Origin of the sequence: Aquirufa sp., from assembly GCF_044239315.1 — a bacterium.
In the GTDB taxonomy this organism is placed as follows: domain Bacteria; phylum Bacteroidota; class Bacteroidia; order Cytophagales; family Spirosomataceae; genus Aquirufa.
This window is the reverse complement of record NZ_JBIIBQ010000006.1, coordinates 24,793-47,839: the sequence shown is the minus strand read 5'-3', so window position 1 is coordinate 47,839 and position 23,047 is coordinate 24,793. Positions and strand designations below refer to the sequence as shown.

Below are 23,047 nucleotides of genomic sequence, written 5' to 3'. Positions count from 1 at the left end.
ATGAAAAAATATACAGCTTTCGTACTCTTGTTTGTAGTCGCGCTAGGCGCATTTGCACAAACAAAACCTGTTTCTAAGAAAGAGCAAGATTATTATGAGATTAAGACTCTACCGATCCCGAAAGAGATCTATTTAGAAGTGGGTGGCTTGGCTACAATGCCGGATGGCCGTTTAGCGGTGAGTACGCGTCGGGGTGAGATTTGGATCGTAGAAAATCCGTATCAAAAAACGAGCCATCAAACCTATTACCGTCGTTTTGCAAGTGGTTTGCACGAGGTTTTAGGACTTGCCTACAAGGATGGCGCTTTTTATTGCTCACAACGTGGTGAGTTGACGAAGATTACTGACACCGATCGCGATGGTGTGGCTGATTTATATGAGCCTATTTATCAGTTTGATCTATCGGGCAATTACCACGAGTATACCTACGGTCCCGTGATCGATAAAAATGGAGATATGTGGGTGAGTTTGAATTTAGCGTGGGTAGGTTTTGGTGAAGGTAAGTTTGCCAAATGGCGTGGATGGTTCGTTAAAATCTCCCCAGACGGTAAAATGGAGCCTTTTGCCGGAGGTTTACGTTCTCCAGCTGGCTATAGTTTTAACGAGGAAGGAGACCTTTTTTATGGTGAAAACCAAGGCGACTGGGTAGGCTCAGGTCGTGTGACGCATTTAGCTAAAGGTGAATTCGCAGGGAATCCAGGTGGTCTAAAATGGGCGAAAGAGCCGAATAGTCCCTTAAAATTAAGTTTAGAAGAGATTCAAGATAATGGTTCACCTATGTTCGAGGCGGCAAAGAAAAATCCAAAGATCAAATTGCCAGCTGTATGGTTCCCTCACGCTATCATGGGAATTTCCACCTCAGACATCTTGCAAGACACCACAAAGGGCAAATTTAGCCCGTTCCCAGGACAGTATTTCGTAGCTGATCAAGGCCAATCGAAAGTGATGCGGATGGGTCTGGAGAAAGTGAACGGTGTTTATCAAGGTTTTGCGATTAATTACCGTGAAGGTTTCCAGTCGGGTATATTACGTGAGCGCTTTGGTTTAGATGGCAGTATGTTTGTAGGCATGACATCTCGCGGATGGGGAAGTACGGGTAAGGACGATTTTGGTTTACAACGTTTATTTTGGAATGGAATTATGCCTTTCGAAATCGATATGATTAAAGCTAAATCAGATGGATTCGAATTTAGCTTCACACAGCCAGTGGACGCGAATTCAGTTAAGAAAGCGGCTTCTTATGCGATTCGATCGTATATCTACAAATACCAACACCAATACGGCTCTCCGATTATCGAGTTAAAAGACTTGAAAATTAAGGGGGTAGAAGTTTCAGCAGATCGCAAGAAAGTTCGCATTTCCATCGATGGGATTCGCCAGTTTTTCATCCATGAATTTACCTTGAAAGGGGTATTGAATGAGAAAGGGGAGCCTTTATTGCATGAAACTGCTTACTATACGTTGAATGAAATTCCAGCGGGTCCTGCTTTAGTGGCGGCGGCGCCTCAGGATCAAATCTTCACGAAGGTGACAGAAGTTAAGGTTGTTAAAAATTCGATGGGCTATGAATTAGGCATCGCAGGATTATTAAAGAAACACACTTGCTCTGCTTGCCACGCGAAAGACAGCAAATTAATTGGACCTGCCTTCACTGAGATTGCCAAACGCAATTATTCGAACCAGAAGATCTTAGAATTAGTATACAAACCAAATCCGCAAAACTGGCCTGATTACGCTACAGAAATGGCTCCTATGAGTCATGTGCCTAAGGCGGATGTGCTGAAGATTGCAGGTTGGATTAATGGCCTGCGGGAAACAGAAGGTCTGAAGAACCGCGACTAAATAAAAAAGCTCTCTGCGATTAACAGAGAGCTTTTTTATTGTACTGAATAAAGTTTATTACTTGGATGTAACGTTACCCTGAATCGCTAAAATGATTTGAGAAACCTGGCCGTTATTCATTACGGTTACCGTTTTATTGAAGTTTCCTGGGCGTCCAGCTGAGTTGTAAGAAGCGGTTACTTTACCTGTTTTACCTGGCATAACTGGCTCTCTTGTCCATTCTGGTGTAGTACATCCGCAAGATGGTTGAACGTTTGAAATAACGACTGGAGTTTTTCCTGTATTCGTAAATTCAAAGCTATAAGTGGCTACAGTTCCTTCTTTGATCGTTCCAAAATCGTGCTTCTCTTGTTTGAATTTTAAAGCTCCTTGCGCATTCGATGCGAAGGCAAAGCCTAAAACAAGCGCAAATAGGGCGATTATTTTTTTCATAACTTATTTTTTTATTGTTTTATTACGTCTCAAATCTATAAACAATAAAAGATTTCTGCAAGTTTCTTGTCTGTATTCTCTTTGGACGCAGAGGATTTTGTTGTATTTTTACGTGTTTAATAACACCAAGCATTTGAATCCAGTCACCTTCACAAACCCTAACCTTTCGTTCGATCCTGCCCAGGTACTCGATGACTATCGTTTAGCGGTTATCAGCCGTGCATGTAGTCTTTTAGTGCGCAAAGAGGTGTTTTCAGGTCGAGCAAAATTTGGTATTTACGGAGATGGAAAGGAGCTTTGCCAAATTGCCTTAGCGCGTTCGATGCGCCCCGGGGATTATATTTCGGGTTATTATAGAGATCAGACGATTGGCGCTGCCATTGGAGATTTAACTTGGCCACAATATTTTGCCCAATTATACGGACATCCAGATATACAATTTGATCCGCATTCCGGTGGTCGCCAGATGAATAATCACCACGCGACACGCTGGTTAGATGAAGACGGAAAATGGTTAGATCAAACTTCTCGTTACAATTCGGTGGCGGGAATTTCGTCTACAGCTGGTCAAATACCTCGTGCTTTAGGCATTGCCTATGCTTCTAAAATGTATCGTGAAAGAGCTGATTTAAAAGATCATGGAGCACTTTTTTCGAAAAATGGTCAAGAGGTTTGTTTCACAACCATCGGCGATGCCTCTACCTCTGAAGGGATGTTTTTGGAGTGTATCAATGCTGCTGGGGTTTTACAGATTCCGATCGTCTTTTCAGTCTGGGATGATGGGTATGGTATCTCGGTTCCCATTGAATTTCAAACGACTAAATCGTCCATTTCAAAAGCTTTAGCGGGTTATCAACGCAATGAGCAGGAGAAAGGATTAGAAATAATCCAAGTGAAAGCTTGGGATTACCCGGGATTAACAGCTGCTTATCAAAAGGCAGCGGAATTAGCTCGTACCGAATTTGTGCCCTGCCTTGTTCATGTCATCGAATGCACGCAGCCGCAAGGTCACTCAGCTTCTGGCTCTCATGAACGTTATAAGTCGGCCGAACGTTTGGCTTGGGAGCAGGATGTGGATTGCAATGTGTTATTCCGTCAATGGATACTCGAGCAAAAAATAGCCTCAGAAGAGCAATTGAAGGCTTTCGATGTGGAGGCTGTCGTTTTAGCTCGCAAATACCAGAGAGAAGCTTTTTCGGCCTATATGGCCTCTGTTGAGGTAGATAAAAAAGGTTTCTTACGCATCGCCAAGAACCTTTTAGAGTCCACGAATGAGCCTAGTTTATTGCAGCCCATCCTTGATGAGTTGAACGCACTGCCTTATCCTATTTTTAGTGATTTAGTTCGAGCGGGTCGTAAGACTTTACGCGCCTTCCGATTCTACCAAGGGCCAGCGGTTAAGTTGCTGCGCAAATGGTTAGATGACTTAGAAAAATTGAATCGCAGACGCTTTAGCTCGCATCAAACCAGCGAGTCAGACGAGTCCCCTTTGTTAATTCAAGGAATACAACCTACCTACGAAAAGGAACCCTCTTTAGTCGATGGGAGAGAGATATTGAATAAGGCGTTTTCACAGTTTTTAACCGATCCGCGGGTATTTATTTTAGGCGAAGATGTAGGGAAAATAGGGGATGTTAATCAAACCTTAGCTGGATTACAGGATATTTATGGGCCGCTAAAAGTGACTGATACCGGTATTCGAGAGGTGAGTATTGTGGGTCAAGGAATTGGGGCAGCCATGCGTGGTTTGAAACCTATTGTAGAGATTCAATATTTGGATTATATTTTTTACCCATTCCCGATTCTTTCCGATGATTGGGCCTGTTTACATTACCGAACAGCAGGAGGCCAAAAAGCCCCGATGATTCTTCGAACTAGGGGTCATCGTTTGGAGGGGATTTGGCATTCTGGAAGCCCTATGGCTGTTTTAATTAATGGATTGCGCGGAGTACATTTCTGTGTTCCAAGGAATATGACTCAGGCGGCAGGGATATATCGGACGTTGATAAAAGGCGATGATCCGGGTATTGTGATTGAATGTTTGAACGGATATCGCTTGAAAGAGCCGATGCCGTCTAATTTAGACGAGATTGAGGTGCCTTTAGGTATTCCTGAAATCTTACGTGAAGGAACAGATATTACGGTGGTGACCTATGGTTCTATGTGTCGAATTGTGATGGAGGCGGCAGAAACATTGGCGGGATTAGGCATTTCGGTGGAAGTCATTGATGCCCAAACTTTATTGCCTTTTGATCGCTACCACAGTATCTTAGCCTCTATTCAAAAGACACACCGCGTCATCTTTGCAGATGAGGATATGCCGGGTGGAGCATCAGCCTATATGATGCAGGAGGTTTTAGACAAACAGGGGGCATTTACTTGGTTAGAAAGTCCAGCGGTTTGTATCGCTGCGACGGCTCACCGACCTGCTTACAGCTCAGATGGGGATTACTTCTCCAAGCCGAATACTGAGAATGTCGTGGATACGGTGTATGAAATTATGCGTGAATCTGATCCATCGACTTATCCAGCTATTTATTTTTAAAATGAAACCCTATTTTCAGGCTATTTGGGACGGAATTCAGAGCACTCGAAAGGGGATGGCTCTGACGTGGAAGCATGCCTGGGCTGCACGCAACCAGCGCAGCATTCACAATGTCCAAGATCCTGATTATTTTAATCAAAAAGCTGGTATTGTCACCTTGCAATATCCGCAGCAGCAAATTCCCACACCCGTTAACGGACGCTATCAATTACACAACGAGATGGACGATTGTATCGTCTGTGATAAGTGTGTTAAAGTTTGCCCGGTGGATTGTATAGAGATCGATCCGATCAAAGCAACTGGTCTAGTAGGAACGGCCTCCGATGGCTCACCTATTCGTTTGTATGCGGCTAAGTTTGATATCGATATGTCCAAATGCTGCTTCTGCGGCCTTTGTACGACGGTTTGTCCTACGGAATGTTTGACGATGACATCGGAATATGATTTCTCGGTCTTTGACGTAAAGGAACATAATTTTGAATTCGCGAATTTGACGCCAGAACAAGCTGCTGAAAAGCGCGCATTGTACGAGCAATTCGTAAAAGAAAAGGAGGCGTTAAAAGAAGCAGCGAAAACAGCAGAACCAGCGACAGAGACCTCAGAGGAAAAGCCTGCGCCTAAACCAGCCTTCAAGCCGGCTTTCAAACCTAGCTTCAAACCCAAGCCTAAACCAGACCCAGAATGAGCCCGCTTGTAATTGCCTTTTTGGTGTTGGCCTTATTGACCTGTGGAAGCGCGCTGTCGATGTTGTGGACGAAGAATTTATTGCACGCGGCTTTGGCGATGTTTCTTACGATGCTCGGTTTAGCCGGATTGTACGTGTTAGCCTATGCGGATGTCTTAGCAGTTGCACACTTATTAGTATATGTGGGAGGGGTGTTAATCTTGATTCTGTTCGGTATCATGCTAACGAATCAGACAGACCCAGCCACAGGAAAGAATCATTTAATGACACGGGAATCAAGTCGATTATTCCCCTTGTCTATCGGTCTATCCTTTTTTCTAGGTCTTTTCTGGTTATTTACCAAAGGCCCTTGGATAAACAACTTACCGGTAACGGGGGAATCTAAATTGAGAGAAGTGGGTTTGGGCTTACTGACCGAATATGCCTTTCCGTTCGAATTAGCAGGAGTATTTTTATTGATTGCCTTGATCGGCGCCACTTTTGTCGCGAAGAGCCATGACTGATATTCCGGTTATCTATTTTTTGTGGGTGTCTGCTTTTCTTTTAGCGACGGGTTTAGCGATTTTGTTGTTAAAGAAGAATACGATTTTCATTTTGATGGGAATCGAATTGATTTTGAATGCGGCAAACTTGAATTTGGTTGCCTTTTCTAAGAATGATCCGTCGCTACAAGGATTATATCTGAGTATATTCGTCTTAGTCGTGGGTGTTTGCGAGATGGCGATTGCATTAGCGATTGTATTGCAAGTATATCGAAATTACCGCGCGATAGAAGTGGATCAGTTCAAATCTGAATACTAGAGATTTTCTAATTGCTTTTTGAATTTGAGGGCTTTCATTTTGCCTAGGACTTTGGCCAAATCCTCTTCTGACGCCTCCTTCAGCTGTGCCACCGTCCCAAAAGCTTTTAATAACTTCGCCGCCGTCAACTTCCCAATCCCATCCATCGTCTCCAACTGCGATACAATGAAGTTCTTGCTCCTTTTGTTTCTATGCGCCGTAATTCCGAACCGGTGCGCTTCATCCCGCAACTGCTGAATCAGCTTTAACGATTCCGATTTCTTATCGATATACAAAGGCAAACTATCCTCTGGGAAATAAATCTCCTCTAAACGCTTCGCGATACCAATGATGGGGATTTTGCCATATAATCCGATGGCCTTCAGTGCATCACAAGCGGAACTCAACTGGCCTTTTCCCCCGTCGACGATGATCAAATCAGGTAATTCAGCCTCTTCTTCCAGTAAACGTGTATACCGACGCGTGATCACCTCGTACATCGTGGCAAAATCATCAGGACCCTCCACCGTTTTAGGAGTAAACGTGCGGTAATCCTTTTTAGATGGGAGTGAATTTTTAAAACACACCATCGCGGAGACGGGATTTGTCCCTTGTAAATTCGAGTTATCGAAACATTCGATATGTTTAGGCAAGTCATTTAGGCGCAAATCATTTTTCAATTTGATCATCACACGCATCTTGCGATCGCCACCACTTTCTTCGGCCGCTTTGCGATCCGCCTTCTCTTTCCTAAAATACAAGACGTTCTTTAGTGACATATCAAGGAGCTTCCGTTTATCGCCTTGACTCGGCAGCGTATTTTTTGCGCCTTCGAATTCGATGGACATGGGTATGTTAGTGATAATCTCTTTGGCCTTACTCTGAAACTGATCGCGTTTCTCCCAAATCAACATCGTCAACAATTCTGCCTCATCTTCCTCTAATTTCTTTTTGACTTCCCAGGTCTGCGACTGCAAAATCGTTCCGTTGATGACCTTCATGAAGTTAATATAGGCCAAAGACTCATCAGACACCATCGAAAACACATCCACATCGTGGATTGATGGATTAACGACGGTAGACTTCGCTTGAAAATTTTCTAAAAGCTGCCATTTTTCTTTCCACTCCTGCGCTTTTTCAAAGGACAGAAGGCTGGAGGCTTCCTGCATTTGAGTAATGAAAAAGCTTTTAGCCTTTTGGTAATTACCCTTTAGAATCTGAGATACTTGATCAATATATTCCATATACCGAACCTCCTCCTCTAAGCCTTCACATGGCCCCTTGCAATTACCAATATGGTATTCTAAGCAAACTTTGTATTTCCCCGCTTCTATGTTAGTCTCCTTCAGATTCAATGCACAAGTCCTTAAAGGATACAGTTGATGTAATATTTCCAGTAAGGCATTCATCAGCTTCGGGTTTGCATAGGGCCCAAAAAACGTCCCAATCGCATGATTAATCCTCCGCTCGGTGATCAGTCGTGGGAAACGCTCGCGGGTTAAACAAATAAAGGGATAAGTCTTATCATCCCTTAATAAGATATTATACTTAGGTTGAAACTGCTTTATCAGCGTGTTTTCCAGCAATAGTGCATCGAATTCAGAATGTACAATCGTAAACTCCAGGTTGCGGATTTGTGAAACGAGTCGCCGCGTTTTATTATCCTTACCTTTCGTATTCGTGAAATAAGAGCTAACCCTATTTTTTAAATTCTTCGCCTTGCCTATATAGATGATAACACCGCTTTCATCGAAATAGCGATACACACCCGGTTCTTCGGGTAAGGTAGGCAGGATAGATTTAGGATCGAAAGTGGACATAAACCAAAATTAAGCAAAAATCTCTTCTTTGTATTTTTTGTAATTATCTAAGGTGTCACTTTCTATATGAAGCCATGATTATAGTCATGTTATGCCTTTGTTAACTAACAGCTATTTCACGACAAAACACCCTTTTCTGCCGACTAAAGTCTAATTCTCTATTGTATAAAAAAGATGAAATAGCCCTCTAATTCGTCTATTAAGAGAATACTTCAATTTAAAATAAAAAAAATGAAAAAATATCTGCAAAATGATTGCTTGGATTGTAAGTATTGGACATATTTGTTCCTATGTAATAGTGTAGCATAGTTGAGAGTGGTATCGTTTTACCGAATCACTTTTAGGCGTCTGTTGTACTATTTTAAGATTTGTTTACCAACTAAACTTATTTAAAAATTTAAAATTTATTCACCAATATCAGAAAGGAGGTCAATTGAACAAGTAAAACTCGAAACCAAAAATTTAATTTAAACTAACTTAATCTTTATCATGAAAAACAATTTTTACCAAAGTCTTCGAAGCTTTCTTTTGCTAGCTATAGTGATGCTAGGAAGCTTTTCGTCATTTGCCCAAGACCGCAAGGTTTCAGGTAAAGTCTCTGGGACAGATTCTCAGGGAATTCCAGGTGTTAGTATCTTAGTTAAAGGTACCAATACAGGAGCAACAACAGATGTTAACGGTTCATTCTCAGTAACTGTTAAGTCTGATGCAGCCGTTTTAAATATTTCAGCTGTTGGCTATAAGTCACAATCAGTTACAGTAGGATCACAATCTTCTATTAATGTTACATTAGCAGAAGATAACAGTCAGTTAGACGAGGTAATCGTTACAGGTTACTCAGTTACTAACAAGAAAGCGTCTACAGCCGCTGCTTCTATCGTTAAAGCGAAGGATTTGCAAATTGCACCTTCAGGTAACGTTGAGCAGCAATTACAAGGTCGTGTAGCCGGTGTTACTTTAATCACAAACGGACAACCAGGTACGAACAGTATCATCCGTGTACGTGGTTTCGGTGCATTTGGTGGTAATGAGCCATTGTACGTTGTGGATGGGGTTCCAGTAGGATCTACTGATTTCTTATCTCCAGACGATATCGAGTCATCTACCGTATTGAAGGATGCGGCAGCAGCTTCTATTTATGGTGCTCGTGCAGCGAATGGTGTAATCGTTTACACTACGAAGAGTGGTTCTCGCAATAAAGGACTTACTGTAACTTATGATGGATTGTACGGTGGTACAGACCCTAACGTAGGTGGTGCTCCTAAAATGTTGACTCCACAAGAGCAAGCTGACTGGACTCACGTTGCATACCGTAACAATGCGGCAGCTAACGGAACAGCAGCAGCTTATACTCACCCTCAATATGGTACTTCTGCTCAAGCAGTTTTACCTACCTATTTGCACTTCAATGGCGCGAATGGTGTAAACAGCGGTGATTTAGCAGCAGCTCAATTAGCTTTTGCAGCTAATCCATTGACTACTTTCGTAATCAGAACAAACAAAGCTGGTACGAACTGGTATGATGAAATTACTCGTTTCGGTAGCACAATGCGTCACTCATTAGGTATCCAAGGTGGAACAGACAGAGGTCGTTTCTATTTAGGTTTATCTGGCCAAGAGCAACAAGGTATCTTGTTAGAGAACGATTTCAAGCGTTATTCAGGTCGTTTCAACTCGGAGTGGGATTTAGGTAAGAAAGTACGTATTGGTGAAAACTTACAATTTACGTATCGTTCAGTTCGTGGACAAGCAGGTGGTAATGGTGGTTTAGGTATCGCAGCTGATGAGTCAGTAATCTTATCTGCTTACCGTATGCCTACAGCTATTCCAGTATTTGATGATTTCGGTAGCTATGCTTCTACAAAGGCAGGTGGTTTTAACAACCCGCGTAACCCTGTTCGTCAGATCATGCGTAACAACTTAAATGACAATAACTACAATGCGAATGCATTTGGTAACATTTATGTTGAGTATGAGCCAATGAAGGATTTAATCGTTAGATCATCTCTAGGTGGCCAGTTCAACAACTCAGCATTTAAAAATTACAACTACAGATACTTAGGTGATTCAGAGCCGGAAGCATCTGATTCATTCAGTGAAGGATCTAGCTATGTATTCTCTTATGTGTTTACTAACACAGTAGCTTATAAATACAAGTGGAGAAAGCATGGTGTGAATGTATTAGCTGGTATGGAGGCATTGAATACAGGTGCAGGACGTAGTATTTCTGGTTCAGGTATCAATCCATTCTCAATGGACTTAGACTTTGTAACTTTAAATGCAGTTCAGTCACCAGTAGTTAACTCTAACTTATTCTCAGGAGTTAATTTCTACTCTTTATTCTCTAAGTTAGATTATAACTTTGACGAGAAGTACTATTTAACTGGGGTTGTTCGTCGTGATGGTTCATCTCGTTTCGGTTCTCAGAATCGTTATGGTATCTTCCCTGCTGTATCTGCAGCTTGGAGAATTACTTCAGAGGAATTCATGAAGGATCTTCCTGCTATCAGTGATTTAAAATTACGTCTTGGATGGGGTTTAATGGGTAACTCAAATAACGTTGACCCAGCTAACCAATTCTCTTTATACGCTGCTAACAGAGGTGGCTCATTCTACCCAATTGATGGTCAATCATCAGGTGCAAACGAAGGTTATTTCCGTTCTCGTATTGGTAACTCAGCTGCTAAATGGGAGACTTCTGAAACAGCTAACATTGGTATGGATGCGACTCTCTTAAATGGTAAGTGGGAAATCGCATTAGACGTTTGGAGAAAAGATACACGTGATTTATTATTCGGTGTACCTCTTCCTGCGGTTGTGGGTAACTCTGCTGCAGCTCCTGCTGTTAACGTAGCGAAGATGCGTAACCAAGGTATTGATTTACAAATCATTAACCGTGGTAACCTTACATCAGATTTGAAATATGAATTAACGTTCAATAATTCATTCTTAGAGAATGAAATCGTTTCATTCGCTCCAGGTATTACGAATTTAATTGGCGGATCTTTCCGTGGTATTGTTCCAGTACGTATGGAAGTGGGTCGTTCGTTATCATCTTTCTACGGCTACCAAGTAATGGGTTTTTTCAACTCAGCTGCTGAGGTTGCTTCTGCTCCTGCACAATCAGGTGCTGGTGTAGGTCGTTTCCGTTATGCTGATATCAACGGTGATGGTAAAATTACACCTGCTGACCGTACTTACTTAGGATCTCCAGTACCTACTTACACTGGTGGTATCAATGTTGGTTTAACATACAAAGATTTTGAATTTGCGACGTATTTATATGCATCTGCAGGTAACAAAATTTGGAACCAATCTAAGTGGTTTACAGATTTCCACGGAACGTTTGAAGGTTCAGGAAAAGGTGAGCGCGCTAAGAAATCATGGACTCCTGCTTTAGGAAATAACGCTGAGGCGCCTATTTGGGAATCAGCATCAAATATTTCAACTTCAGCTGCTGAGAACTCATGGTATGTAGAGAATGGTGATTACATTCGTATTCAAAACATCTCATTAGGATACAACATTCCGAAGTCTTATACTTCGAAAATAGGTGTCAAGCGTGCTAAATTCACTTTATCTGCTAACAACATTTTGACCCTTACTAAATACAAAGGTTTAGATCCAGGTGTAGGTGGAGCAGCAGATACAGGTTTTGGTATTGATGTGGGTAACTACCCGGTGACTCGTTCATTCAACGCATCTCTTAACTTGACTTTTTAATTAGCGAAAGCCTTATTTAATAAACAAGAAAAATGAAAAATAATCAAATTTTAAAGCGAATCGCTTTAGTGAGTGTGTCAGCTTTAACGTTGACCTTCGCATGTAAGGATCAGTTTTTAGAAGTTGCGCCTACTGGTTCATTAGCAGAGGCACAATTATCTTCTAAAGCCGGAGTGGAAGGTGCCTTGATCGGTGCTTATGCTCAATTAGCAGGTAAGGGCTATACGCGTCTTGCAGCAGCTAATAACTGGGTTTGGGGTTCTATCCGTGGTGGAGAGAGCAATAAAGGAACTGACCCAGGTGATTACTCAAATATTAACTTGATGCAACGTTATGAGATTCCAGCAAATGATGGAGACTTGAATGGTACATGGCAAGCAAAATTTGAGGGTGTTGCACGTGCTAATGCTGTTATTAACTTAGCAAATGGCTCTAAGGCTTTATCTGCTACAGATAAAACTCGTATTATTGCAGAAGCGCGTTTCTTACGTGGTATTTACTACTTTGAGTTAAAGAAGTTATTTAACTCTGTTCCTTATGTGGATGAAACAGTAGGATATGGCAAGGGAATTGAAAAAGTTGCCAATACTGAGGCATTCTGGGATAAGATTGAAGCTGACTTTGGTTTTGCTTACACAAACTTGCCAGCTACGTCTTCATCTGCAGGACGTGCAAACAAGTGGGCTGCTCAAGCTTTCTTAGGTAAAGCCTTATTATACCAAGGTAAGTTTGCGGATGCAAGATCGAAATTCACTGATGTAATCACGAATGGTGTTACTACAAACGGTAAGAAATATGGTCTAGTACCTAAATTTGCTGATATTTTCAATGCAGTAAATGATAACAATGAGGAAGCTGTATTTGCGATTCAATCAGCAATGAATACAGGATCTACGAATAACGCAAATGGTTTCGATGACTTGAACTACCCATACAATACGGGTGCTGATGGTCCAGGTAACTGCTGCGGATTCTTCCAGCCTTCTTTCTCAATGGCAAACGCATACCGTACAGTGGGTGGTTTACCTATCTTAACTGAAACGGCTGGTGCTCCAGATTATAACTTAGCTGCTAACGCTGTTAAGCATGATTATGGTATCAATTCATCAGCGGCATTCACTGAAGATGCAGGTCCATTAGATCCACGTATTGACCACACAATCGGTCGTCGTGGTATCCAATACTTAGACTGGATCGAGCACCCTGGTGCTAACTGGATTCGTAAGCAGGATTATGCTGGTCCATATTCACCTAAGAAATATGTATACTACAAGTCTCAAGAAAATTCATTAACTGACGGTTCTTCTTGGACACGTGGTTATGCTACTATGAACTATAACATTATGCGTTTTGCTGATGTATTGTTAATGGCGGCTGAGGCTGAAGTAGAGGCAGGTAGCTTAGCAAAAGCATTAGAGTACGTGAACTTAGTTCGTGCTCGTGCAGCTAACAAAGCTGGCTTTGTAACGAAAGGTGGCGTAGCAGAAGCTAACTATGATATCGCTTTATACACTTCTTTTGCTGATAAGACTGCAGCTACTAGAGCGGTTCGTATGGAGCGTTTATTGGAATTAGCTACTGAAGGTCACCGTTTCTTCGACTTAGTACGTTGGGGAATCGACGTTCCTACACTTAATGCTTACCTTACTCATGAGGCTAAGATTTTAGTGACTAAGTTCGGTGGTGCTACTTACCAGGCTACTGATAAGTATTTACCAATACCTCAGCAACAAATTGATATTCAAGGAACTTCTGTATTGAAGCAAAATCCAGGGTATTAATCAATGCTAAATTCTGTTAAAAAAGGTGGGATATTAATCCCACCTTTTTTATTTTCGCTTAAGTTTAAAATTACGTCATGAAGTCTATTTACGCCTATTTTTTGATTGTCAGTTCACTCTTTGCAGTCTCTTGTAAAAACGCCACTACTTTCGAACTTTTATCTGGTGATGATACCGGTATTCATTTTTCAAATAAGATCACGGAGAATGACTCTCTGACTATTTTGAAGTATGAATACCTATACAATGGAAGCGGTGTGGGTATGGGTGATTTTAATAATGATGGTTTGCTGGATATATTTTTTACGGGCTCTCAAGCGAATGCTTCTTTGTATTTAAATAAAGGAGATATGAAGTTTGAAGAATTAGGTAAATCGGCGGGTTTAGATACAAAGAATCGATGGTGTGCTGGTGTGAGTATTGTAGATATAAATGGGGATGGCTTATTAGACGTTTATGTTTCTGCGACATTGAAAAATGCAGAACGGGATCGTCAAAATATGTTATTTGTGAATCAAGGAATTACGGATGGGAAACCGCGTTTTAAAGAAGTAGCTACGGAGTATGGAATTAATGATTCTGGTTACAGTGAGCATGCAGCTTTTTTTGATTATGATCGGGATGGGGATTTGGATTTATATGTTTTGACTGATGTAATTGATGAATTCCCTTCTCTTTATCGTGCCAAAGTTACCGATGGATCTTATCCTAATACAGATCGATTATACCGTAATGACTGGTCGAAAGAAAAGAATCACCCCGTTTATACGAATGTTTCGAAAGAGGCAGGAATTACCATTGAAGGCTATGGTCTAGGGATTAATATCTGTGATATAAATCAAGATAATTGGCCTGATATTTATGTGACGAATGACTATGTATCGGATGATATATTGTACATCAATAACCACGATGGGACCTTTACCGATCAGGCTAAAGCCTATTTTAAGCACACGAGTCTTACGGCGATGGGTAATGATGTAGCGGATATAAATAATGATGGTTTGGCGGATATCGTAGCTTTAGATATGTTGCCTAAAGACAATGAGCGTAAGAAGCAATTAGCGCCTCCTAATAGCTATCAATCCTATCAGAATAGTGATTTGTATGGATATACTTACCAGTATATGCGGAATACCTTGCAGCTAAATGCCGGTAAAAAGGCCGACGGGTCTCCTATTCCTTTTCAAGAAATTAGTTTGATGGCGGGTGTGTCTGAAACCGAATGGAGCTGGTGTCCTTCTTTAGCTGATTTTGACAATGATGGTTTCCGTGATTTATTGATTACGAATGGTTTTCCGCGCGATGTAACGGACCGTGATTTCATGTTATATAGAGCTAATTCCTCTCGACTAGCATCAGAGTCCACTTTAATTGAACAAATTCCTGTTGTTAAGGTGAATAACTATGCATTCAAGAATAAGGGAGGTTTACATTTTGAAGATGTGAGCGCTGTTTGGGGTATTCAACGACCTTCTTTTTCGAATGGGGCGTCTTATGGAGATTTGGATAATGACGGTGACTTAGATTATGTAGTGAACAATATTAATGATGAAGCATTTGTTTATAAGAATAATACGGTAGAGACGAATGCGGAAAAGGGTCATTATTTACGGGTTAAAATGGAAGGACGAGGCCAGAATTCACAAGGGATTGGGACTCGTATTGAGGGCTTATATGCTGATGGTACGTATTTTTATTATGAAAATTCGCCTTACCGAGGTTATTTATCTAGTGTCGAAGCGGTGGCTCATATAGGTATGGGGACCAAACAAAAGATCAAGGAATTACGCATTATTTGGCCAAATGATTCGATGCAGGTAATTACTAATCCGGGTGTAGATAAAGTTGTAAAGGTCAATATTTCAGAGGCAAAGCAACCTTATGTTTCTTTGTACAAGACTCAAGCTCCTTTACTTGTTGATGTTTCGGATCAATTACAATTAACGGATGTGCACAAGGAATATGATTTCATTGACTTTAATTACCAAAGTTTGACTCCTTTTAAAATGTCTCAATTAGGTCCTGGAGCTTCAGTTGGGGATGTGAATGGAGATGGTTTAGAGGATTTCTTTTTAGGTGGAGCTAAGTTTTACTCAGGCATTTTCTATCTACAGCAGGCTAATGGAAAATTCAGGCCTAAATTCTTAGAAGGTACAGCAGATATAAAATATAAATTAGGGGAGGACTTAGGGTCCTTATTAATCGATATGGACCGTGATGGTGATCTTGATTTATATATTGCTAGGGGTGGGACTGAGAGTCAACTAGGGGATGCAAGTTTTCAAGATGTTGTCTATGTAAATGATGGTAAGGGAAACTTCCGTTTAGCACCAGCCGCGTTACCCGTCTTTACGGAGAGTAATTCTGCTGTAAGGGCAGTTGATTTTGATAAAGACGGTGATTTAGATCTTTATGTTAGTGGACGAAATGTACCCTTCTCCTATCCCAAAGGAACGGCTTCTCGGTTATTACGAAATGATTCAAAAGCAGGGCTGATCAAGTTTACGGATGCCACTGCACAATGGGCGCCAGATTTATTAAAACCGAGCTTAGCTTGTGATGCTGTTTGGACAGATATTAATAACGATGGCTGGTCAGATTTAGTAGTGGCAGCGGAATTTATGCCGATTCAAATTTATCAAAATCAGAAAGGTCGCTTGGTCAAATTAGAAAACACGGGATTAGAAGAAATGAGTGGTCTTTGGGGATCCGTTGTTAGTGCGGATTTTGATCAAGATGGAGATATTGATATCGTAGCTGGAAACATGGGCAAGAATACCTTGTTAAAGGCTAACGTGAATCAACCTGTTGACTTATTACATGGCGATATTGATGGAAATGGGGTATATGATGTGTTTCCTTTCGTGTATTTCCAAAGTGCTGCAGGGACACCTGTTTCTGCTCCTTTGTTTGGGAAAGATGATGTTCATAAGCAGTTGAATTCCACACGTCAGCGATGGGTTTATTACAAAGATTATGGCAAGGTAAATCAAGAAGATTTTTTTACGGAAAAAGAGAAACCTAAGGCTGCAAAATTGTCCATTACTGAGAACGCTTCGGTGTATATCGAAAATAAGGGAGGTGGGAAATTTAAAGCAAAACAATTGCCTGATATGGCACAATTATCTTCGTTGAATGGAATGCAGGTTTTAGATATTAATGCAGACGGTTATCTGGATATAGTGTATGTGGGTAATAATTTTGCGAATGAGGTAGCGATGGGTCGTTATGATGCGTCGAATGGTGGGGTTTTGCTGGGAAGCGCAAATGGCTTTACATATGCCAAGAATTCCGGTATGTTGGTTCCTTTTGATGCGAAATCCTTAGTCGGGATACAAGTGGGATCGGACTTAGTTTTTGTTGCTCTTCAGAATCGTGGGCCTATGCGTGCGTTTAGGCCAAGTATTGCTTTCAATAAGGCTAAGGTAGAGGAGGGTAAATCATTTACTTATACCTTAAAGGGGCATAAGCAAATGATCGAATGGAAATACGGGTCGTCTTATTTAAGCCAAAGTGCAATTTCACAATCTTTTGTACCTAAAGGCTCAACGATTAATTGAGTTTTTGAAGATTCGAACTTGTAAGCCAGGTGTTAACTTAATGCCTGGCTTTGTTTTTCCAAATTGGTAATTACCTACCACGATATCTAGATCTCCATCTTTATCATAATCTCCGGTATCGAGAGTCATGTATTGTGCGTCCGATGGATTATTAAGGTTACTCGTTTTAAATTGTAAATTTCCTTGGTTTTGGAAGTAGACAAATGACTCATTTTTTCCTTTTTCATTTTCTGTAAAGAAGGCAATCGATGCCAAGTCTAAATCCCCATCTTTATCGAAATCTTGTGCTACTGTTTTAGTAGCCCCATAGAGTGGATAAAAGTAGGCTTCTTTGAAATTATTTTTTTGATCATTTAAATAAATGTGGACGCCATGATACGCTTTCTTCGTATTGGAATAGTCTGCATTGTCCCCATTTGAAATGATGATATCATCCGCACCATCCTTGTTCATATCTGCCACCTCCATATAACTACTTCCCCAAACCGCATCAAATTGAAGGATAGGTTTCTCTACAAAAGCTCCCATCCCTTTATTAATGAATAAGGAAACACCTTCTCTAGCTTGCGCCATCAGGACAAGTAGGTCAGGTTTTCCATCGCCGGTATAATCTTTGATTATCACATTCCTGGCACCTGCTTGATTTTTTAATAAATGACGTTTCTTTGATCGTCCATCAACCCAAACTAACTGACCCGCTTCGTAACCGTATTCACAAAGTAGAAAATCATTTTCTCCGTCGCCATTAAAGTCTGCTAATTGCATGTCAACTGGTCGCTTTAAGGAGTCAATTAATTTTTCACTCTTATTGTCTGATTTAACTTGTGAGATGCTCCCTAATTTTTGATCGTTAGGATACATTTTACCAATATTCACTAAATAAGATTTACCCTCTACAAAGAATGTTTTAACGTTAGGGCTTGTGGTGCGAATGTTAGAAGTGACTTCTAAATTAGCATTGAGGACGAGCGTCTTGTTTGAATTAAACCCTACCCAAATCTCAGCTTTATCTGGGTGAACTTTAACGGAAGTTACACCCCCACTAAAGGAGGATTTCTGTATAAAGGTTTCTTGCGAAAAATGATATGCATCCGAGCTAATGCTACTTTTGCTTTTTTGTGGATTAGCTTTTGCGGGGGCATTTGTCACATAATAATCCACGATTGCTTGCCACTCCTCCACGCTCATCTGGGGCGTATCAGGGTAGATATTTAAGGCTACAGCAGATTGGAATTGCTCCTCCGGCATGGTGGTTAATAACTCGAATTTATTGCGCATGCCTAGTCGATAAGACATTTCCACTAAAACGTGATCATTCCAAGTCTTTTTGTCTAGTAGATTTGGATCTGGGAATTTGTGGCAGGAGCTACAATTTTCTTTAGCTAACTCTTCTCCTGATTTCTTAGAATTACAGGCAAAAGTCAATAAAGCAATAAAAATAAAAGCTATATTTTTCATTCTGGTATGGCGGTTGCGGTTGAGTTAATTAGCGTAGAGTCTCCTCCAATTCCACCTACGCAACTAAAGTCAAAGGCGATGTTTTCAGGTTTTAAAAAAGGCATTTTTTGGTATCCGTCTAGTGCAAGTGATTTGTCTTCATAGACTTTTTCCATAAACTTCGTGAAGGCGGGCATGGCCATTTTAGCCCCTTGACCTAATTGAATATTTCGGAAGTGGATGCTCCTGTCATCTCCACCTACCCATACTCCCGTCACTAACTTTTGCGTAACCCCCATAAACCAACCATCAGAGAAGTTAGATGTGGTACCTGTTTTAGCTCCTATTTCGTTTCCAGCTGCTATTGAACTCCGATTAAGGCCTTCTGCTGTTCCTCCGGGTTCACGTACCGCACCTTGCAGCATGAAGGTCATCAAATAGGCAGTCTCTGGCTTCATGACTGCTTTTGCAGTTGGAGAAAATTCGCGTAAAACGACCCCGTTTTTATCGGTGATTTTTAGAATGATGATCGGGTCTATTTTCTCCCCGCCATTCGCGAAAGTGCTGTAAGCAGAGACCTGTTCGAAAACAGACACCTCTGAGGTACCTAAGCAGAGTGAAGGACCTTCGTAAAGTGAACTCGTAATGCCCGCTTTGTGTGCAAAATCAGCAATTTTACTGGCTCCTAAGGATTTCATCAATTTCGCTGAAATCGTATTAATGGAGCGTCCCATCGCGCGTCTTAGCGTTAAATTCTCATAACTGTATTTGCCGTCTGAATTTTGTGGAGTCCAGGTGTCATTCGTTAGACCATCTTCTGTCCCAAATGTCACAGGTTCATCGACATACTTATCACAAGGCGTTGCTATCTCATTTTCGATGGCAGCGCCATAAACGAAAGGCTTAAAGGTAGATCCCGGTTGGCGCTTGCTTTGGGCGATATGATCATATTTAAAATACTTGTAGTTAATACCCCCGATCCAGGCTTTAACGTGGCCATTTGTCGGGTCCATCGACATCATACCAATATTCAGGATTCGCTTGTAATAACGCATGGAATCTAAGGGGCTTAACGTGGTATCAATGTCTCCGTGATACGAGAATACAGTCATTTTAATTGGGCGCTTTAATTCCTCCCAAACCCGCATCTCATCATTATTATAGGCCTCCATCAAATCGCGGTAACGCTGCGTACGTTTCATCGCTGTTGAGATAAAGCCTTTTAGTTCTTGCATTTTCTCATTTACCCAAGGGTTTCTGCCAGCCCAATGTTGATTAAAAGCGATTTGCTGTGCTTTCATATGCTCTTGTACCGCATCTTGAGCATATTTTTGCATCCTCGAGTCAATCGTTGTGTGAATACGTAAGCCGCTTGTATATAGGTTTAATTGTTGATCCTCTGGCCGGTCTTTATTGATTTCAGCAAGGATACCTAGAATCTCTTTGCGAATCGATTCGCGTAAATAGGGTGCTGCTCCCGTATTTTGGTTCTCTACTTTGTAGCGCAGATTCAAAGGGTCTGCCTTCATCTTTTCGGCATCCTCCTCTGTTAGGTACTCGTATTTAGCTAGTTGGCCCAAAACGGTATTCCGACGCGCAAGAGTCCTTTCCGGTCTGATGCGTGGATCATACAGGGAGGGATTTTGTAGTAAACCGATTAAGGTGGCAGCTTCAGGGTAGGTAACTGTTTGAACATTTTTTTGGAAATAGGTACGGCAGGCTACCTGAATTCCATAGGCATTATTCCCAAAACTTACCTCATTCAGATACATCGCCAGGATTTCCTGCTTTGTGTATCTACGTTCTAATTTGATGGCTAAAATCCATTCCTTGATTTTTGCAATGGCCGTTTTTAACCCACTCACCTTCATTAATAATCCCATATAAATGGGGTCATCTTCTCCATATTCTAAGGATCGAGTATGGAATAAATTCTTAGCTAATTGCTGGGAAATGGTACTGCCTCCTCCGGAGGTACCGAAAGAAAAAAATACACGCGCCATGGAACGCACATCTATGCCAGAGTGACTGATGAATCGAGCGTCCTCTGTTGCCATTAGGGTATTGATAAGTATGGGGGAGAGCTCTTCAAATTCAACAGGATTCCTATTTTCGCGGAAGTACTTCCCTATCTCTTCTCCATCTTCTGAGATTAAAAGAGAGGCTTCTTGGCTTTTAGGATTTTCTAATTCTTGAAGGCTAGGCATACCTCCGAACAACCAGAGAAAATTATAATTTACAGCAGTAATAAAAAGGATGGTAAATAGGAAGGTGCCGCCAAAAATTTTGTAGGCTAAACCAATTCTATTCACCTTATTTTCTTGCTTTAATTCCATCATTTGTTAATCACCTTTAGCATTTCTGTTGCCTCCTTCAATAGGGGACTCGTAGGGAAGGAAATCATAAACTCTTCCAATAGACGCTTACATTCTGTTATTTCGTGCATTCCCGCTTTTGATAACGCCATTAAAAATACGATTTTATCTTCCAATTTACTACCTGGATAGTTTTGCTGAATCAATAGACAGCTATCAAAGCAGGTACTAAACTCTTTTTCTTTAAAACGTTCATAAGCCTCCTCGTATTTTTTCTGAGCTTGTATTTCTTTATTTTCTGACAAGGCCCCATTTTCTAACTTGAGGATCATGGTTTTAAAATAAGAACTTGGGTATCGTTCAAACAAGGTAGATCGATAGCTGGTTTTTATGGCTCCCTCATTACTTAAATACAAAATGTAAAGCGCCTCTGCTTCATAGCCCGTGCTAGGGTATTCTGCTAATAATCGCTTCAAAGCAGTATTTGCTAATTCATTTTCAACTAATTCTAGTCGAGCAAGTTTGCCTAATTTATAAAGAGACTCTTCCTTTATTTTGGCTACTTTAGCCTTGTCTGCAGCACTTGTTGGAATAGCTTTTAACCAATTTTCCTCCGCTTTATCTTTCGAAATAGTATTCTTTGTAACCGATTTTTCAGTTGAACGATCTGCTTCAGTCGACACGCTTAGGCTAACGTTCTTGTTTCTGCGATTCCAAAAATCTTCTAAAGTTCGATTTCCCCAGCGATTATTAAATTCGATACTTCCCTGAATGCGAGCTTGCACATTATTAAAGTAAAAATTTTGTTGATCTGTGCTAAAAGGGCGTCGGGTGAAAACAGGGGTTATCTTGACTGGCGCGTTCGTCACCTTTGTGGTCGTGTCTTTTTTTTGTTGATTTAAAAAAAGGGAATGCAAGGCAGCTGGACTCAGTTTTGAAATTCGAAGTAAGGAGTCCTGCAAGGTGATTTGATTAGATAATGAGGAATACGTGCCCCAGGATTTTTTTAATTTTTGCGCTTTTGCATAATCGGGATGGCTGCTGGCAAGGTAGGTAGCAGCACTATCGTAGTAATGAGCCGCCAGATCGTAGTCTTTCATTTGTTTAGCAAAAAGACCCCCTAATTGAAAATAGAGCTCCCCTTTATTCGGATTGTTTTCTCCTCCTTTTTCCCAGTTCTCTTTTGCCTTTTTGAAATCTTTTTTGGCATAATAATATTGCCCAATTTTCACATAGATGAATGATAGATTATCCTCGTGCTTGGGATCTTTTATCATGTTCTCCAAGGCCGTTATATTGCCTTCCAATTGATAAATAGCTAGGCTGGCCTGCAGTTGTAAATCGTAGCCAGGTTTGTTATTTAGGGTAGTTTTATAGCTTTCCAAAGCTAAATTGGGTTGATTATTGTCTGAAAACAATTGACCCATAATAAACGAAATACGTGCTTTTTCATCTCCCTTTTTAAGGTATTTTGAAGCTTCTTGAAGAATGGCTACGGCTTTGATGGGCTCATTTAAAAGTTGAAACGAATAAGCCTTTAATAATAAAAATTGCTTTCTTTCATTTGCATTCAAAGGGTTCTCGTTGATGAATTCTTCTATTTTTTCTGCAGCACTAAATTCTCTTTGCTGCAAATAGATTTCATACAAGGCGAGTAAAGCCTCAGGTCTGATTTCAAGCGAATTAATATATTTATAGGTTTCAATCGCATTTTTTAGGTCGTATTGATACAAACGACCTTTCCCTATTAACAGGTAAGCATCTACAATAAAATGGGAATTTTGATGGCGATCAATAACCAGAGACGCCTTCCGAATTAATTCTTTAATATCTTTCTCGTTGCTTTGTTTAAAGCTAGAATCCAAAGGAATAATAATGGGTAGCGTGGAGTTATAACTCTCTTTTCGTTGGGAGAATTGTTTTCGCTGCAATTCCTTATCTAATCGAGAGGCTTGCCAAATAGCATTGTACTTCGCATTCACATTGTGAAAGGCAACAGCCATAGGCTTGTTGCTGTATTGAGAACAAGACCAAGTGCTAAGGGCTAGAAATAACAAGACGAGAAGCCTTTGCATACGATTCAAAGAAACAATTTTCAAATTTACGATTTATCTTCCCGAAAAT

Annotated in this window: 13 protein-coding genes; 8 read left to right on the top strand and 5 right to left on the bottom strand. The window is 40.9% G+C overall.

From position 1 onward, the window contains the following. Nucleotides 1-1,842: a hypothetical protein gene (locus tag ACILP5_RS03310; RefSeq protein ID WP_395617237.1), complete on the top strand. Its 1,842-nt coding sequence runs from the start codon at nt 1-3 to the stop codon at nt 1,840-1,842. A gap of 57 nt (nt 1,843-1,899) precedes the next feature. On the opposite strand, the gene ACILP5_RS03305 is transcribed toward ACILP5_RS03310, so the two are convergent. Continuing rightward, entirely contained in the window at nt 1,900-2,274 is a 375-nt protein-coding gene (locus ACILP5_RS03305; protein WP_395617236.1) for a DUF1573 domain-containing protein, read from the bottom strand. Between the two features lie 133 nt (nt 2,275-2,407). On the opposite strand from ACILP5_RS03305, the gene ACILP5_RS03300 reads away from it, so the two are divergent. From ACILP5_RS03300 to nuoK, 4 genes are read left to right on the top strand one after another with little or no spacing between them, the layout of a single operon-like run. Then, a complete protein-coding gene (locus tag ACILP5_RS03300) occupies nt 2,408-4,819 on the top strand; it encodes a thiamine pyrophosphate-dependent enzyme (RefSeq protein WP_395617235.1) in 2,412 nt (803 codons plus the stop codon). Between the two features lies 1 nt (nt 4,820). Then, nucleotides 4,821-5,504 (top strand): 4Fe-4S binding protein, encoded by a 684-nt coding sequence (locus tag ACILP5_RS03295; RefSeq protein WP_395617234.1) that lies wholly within the window; start codon nt 4,821-4,823, stop codon nt 5,502-5,504. Beyond that, nucleotides 5,501-6,007, top strand: coding sequence for an NADH-quinone oxidoreductase subunit J (locus tag ACILP5_RS03290; RefSeq protein ID WP_395617233.1), 507 nt, complete (start codon nt 5,501-5,503; stop codon nt 6,005-6,007). Before ACILP5_RS03295 ends, ACILP5_RS03290 begins: the two co-directional genes overlap by 4 nt. Next, on the top strand, nt 6,000-6,305 hold the full coding sequence (gene nuoK, locus ACILP5_RS03285; RefSeq protein WP_395617232.1) for an NADH-quinone oxidoreductase subunit NuoK: 306 nt from the start codon (nt 6,000-6,002) through the stop codon (nt 6,303-6,305). Before ACILP5_RS03290 ends, nuoK begins: the two co-directional genes overlap by 8 nt. Here the strand turns inward: nuoK and uvrC are convergent. Next, complete coding sequence (uvrC, locus tag ACILP5_RS03280; RefSeq protein ID WP_395617231.1) at nt 6,302-8,104, bottom strand: excinuclease ABC subunit UvrC; 1,803 nt, start codon at nt 8,102-8,104, stop codon at nt 6,302-6,304. The two genes, nuoK and uvrC, sit on opposite strands and share 4 nt — an antisense overlap. Before the next feature lie 489 nt (nt 8,105-8,593). On the opposite strand from uvrC, the gene ACILP5_RS03275 reads away from it, so the two are divergent. The 3 genes from ACILP5_RS03275 (at nt 8,594) to ACILP5_RS03265 (ending at nt 17,171) form a co-directional block, all read left to right on the top strand. Next, entirely contained in the window at nt 8,594-11,827 is a 3,234-nt protein-coding gene (locus tag ACILP5_RS03275) for a SusC/RagA family TonB-linked outer membrane protein (RefSeq protein WP_395617230.1), read from the top strand. 32 nt (nt 11,828-11,859) lie between these two features. Next, nucleotides 11,860-13,608, top strand: coding sequence for a RagB/SusD family nutrient uptake outer membrane protein (locus ACILP5_RS03270; protein WP_395617229.1), 1,749 nt, complete (start codon nt 11,860-11,862; stop codon nt 13,606-13,608). Between the two features lie 77 nt (nt 13,609-13,685). Beyond that, nucleotides 13,686-17,171, top strand: coding sequence for a VCBS repeat-containing protein (locus ACILP5_RS03265; RefSeq protein ID WP_395617228.1), 3,486 nt, complete (start codon nt 13,686-13,688; stop codon nt 17,169-17,171). Here the strand turns inward: ACILP5_RS03265 and ACILP5_RS03260 are convergent. Genes ACILP5_RS03260 through ACILP5_RS03250 form a run of 3 tightly spaced genes read right to left on the bottom strand, consistent with a single transcriptional unit; the run spans nt 17,157 to nt 22,998 of the window. Continuing rightward, nucleotides 17,157-18,629, bottom strand: a complete 1,473-nt coding sequence (locus tag ACILP5_RS03260; protein ID WP_395617227.1) for an FG-GAP-like repeat-containing protein — start codon at nt 18,627-18,629, stop codon at nt 17,157-17,159. The two genes, ACILP5_RS03265 and ACILP5_RS03260, sit on opposite strands and share 15 nt — an antisense overlap. After that, nucleotides 18,626-20,947, bottom strand: a complete 2,322-nt coding sequence (locus ACILP5_RS03255; protein WP_395617226.1) for a penicillin-binding protein 1A — start codon at nt 20,945-20,947, stop codon at nt 18,626-18,628. The genes ACILP5_RS03260 and ACILP5_RS03255 overlap by 4 nt, the downstream gene beginning before the upstream one ends. Beyond that, the gene (locus tag ACILP5_RS03250) at nt 20,944-22,998 is read right to left on the bottom strand and encodes a hypothetical protein (protein ID WP_395617225.1); all 2,055 of its coding nucleotides are present in this window, start codon (nt 22,996-22,998) and stop codon (nt 20,944-20,946) included. Before ACILP5_RS03250 ends, ACILP5_RS03255 begins: the two co-directional genes overlap by 4 nt. Nucleotides 22,999-23,047: the final 49 nt, after the last annotated feature.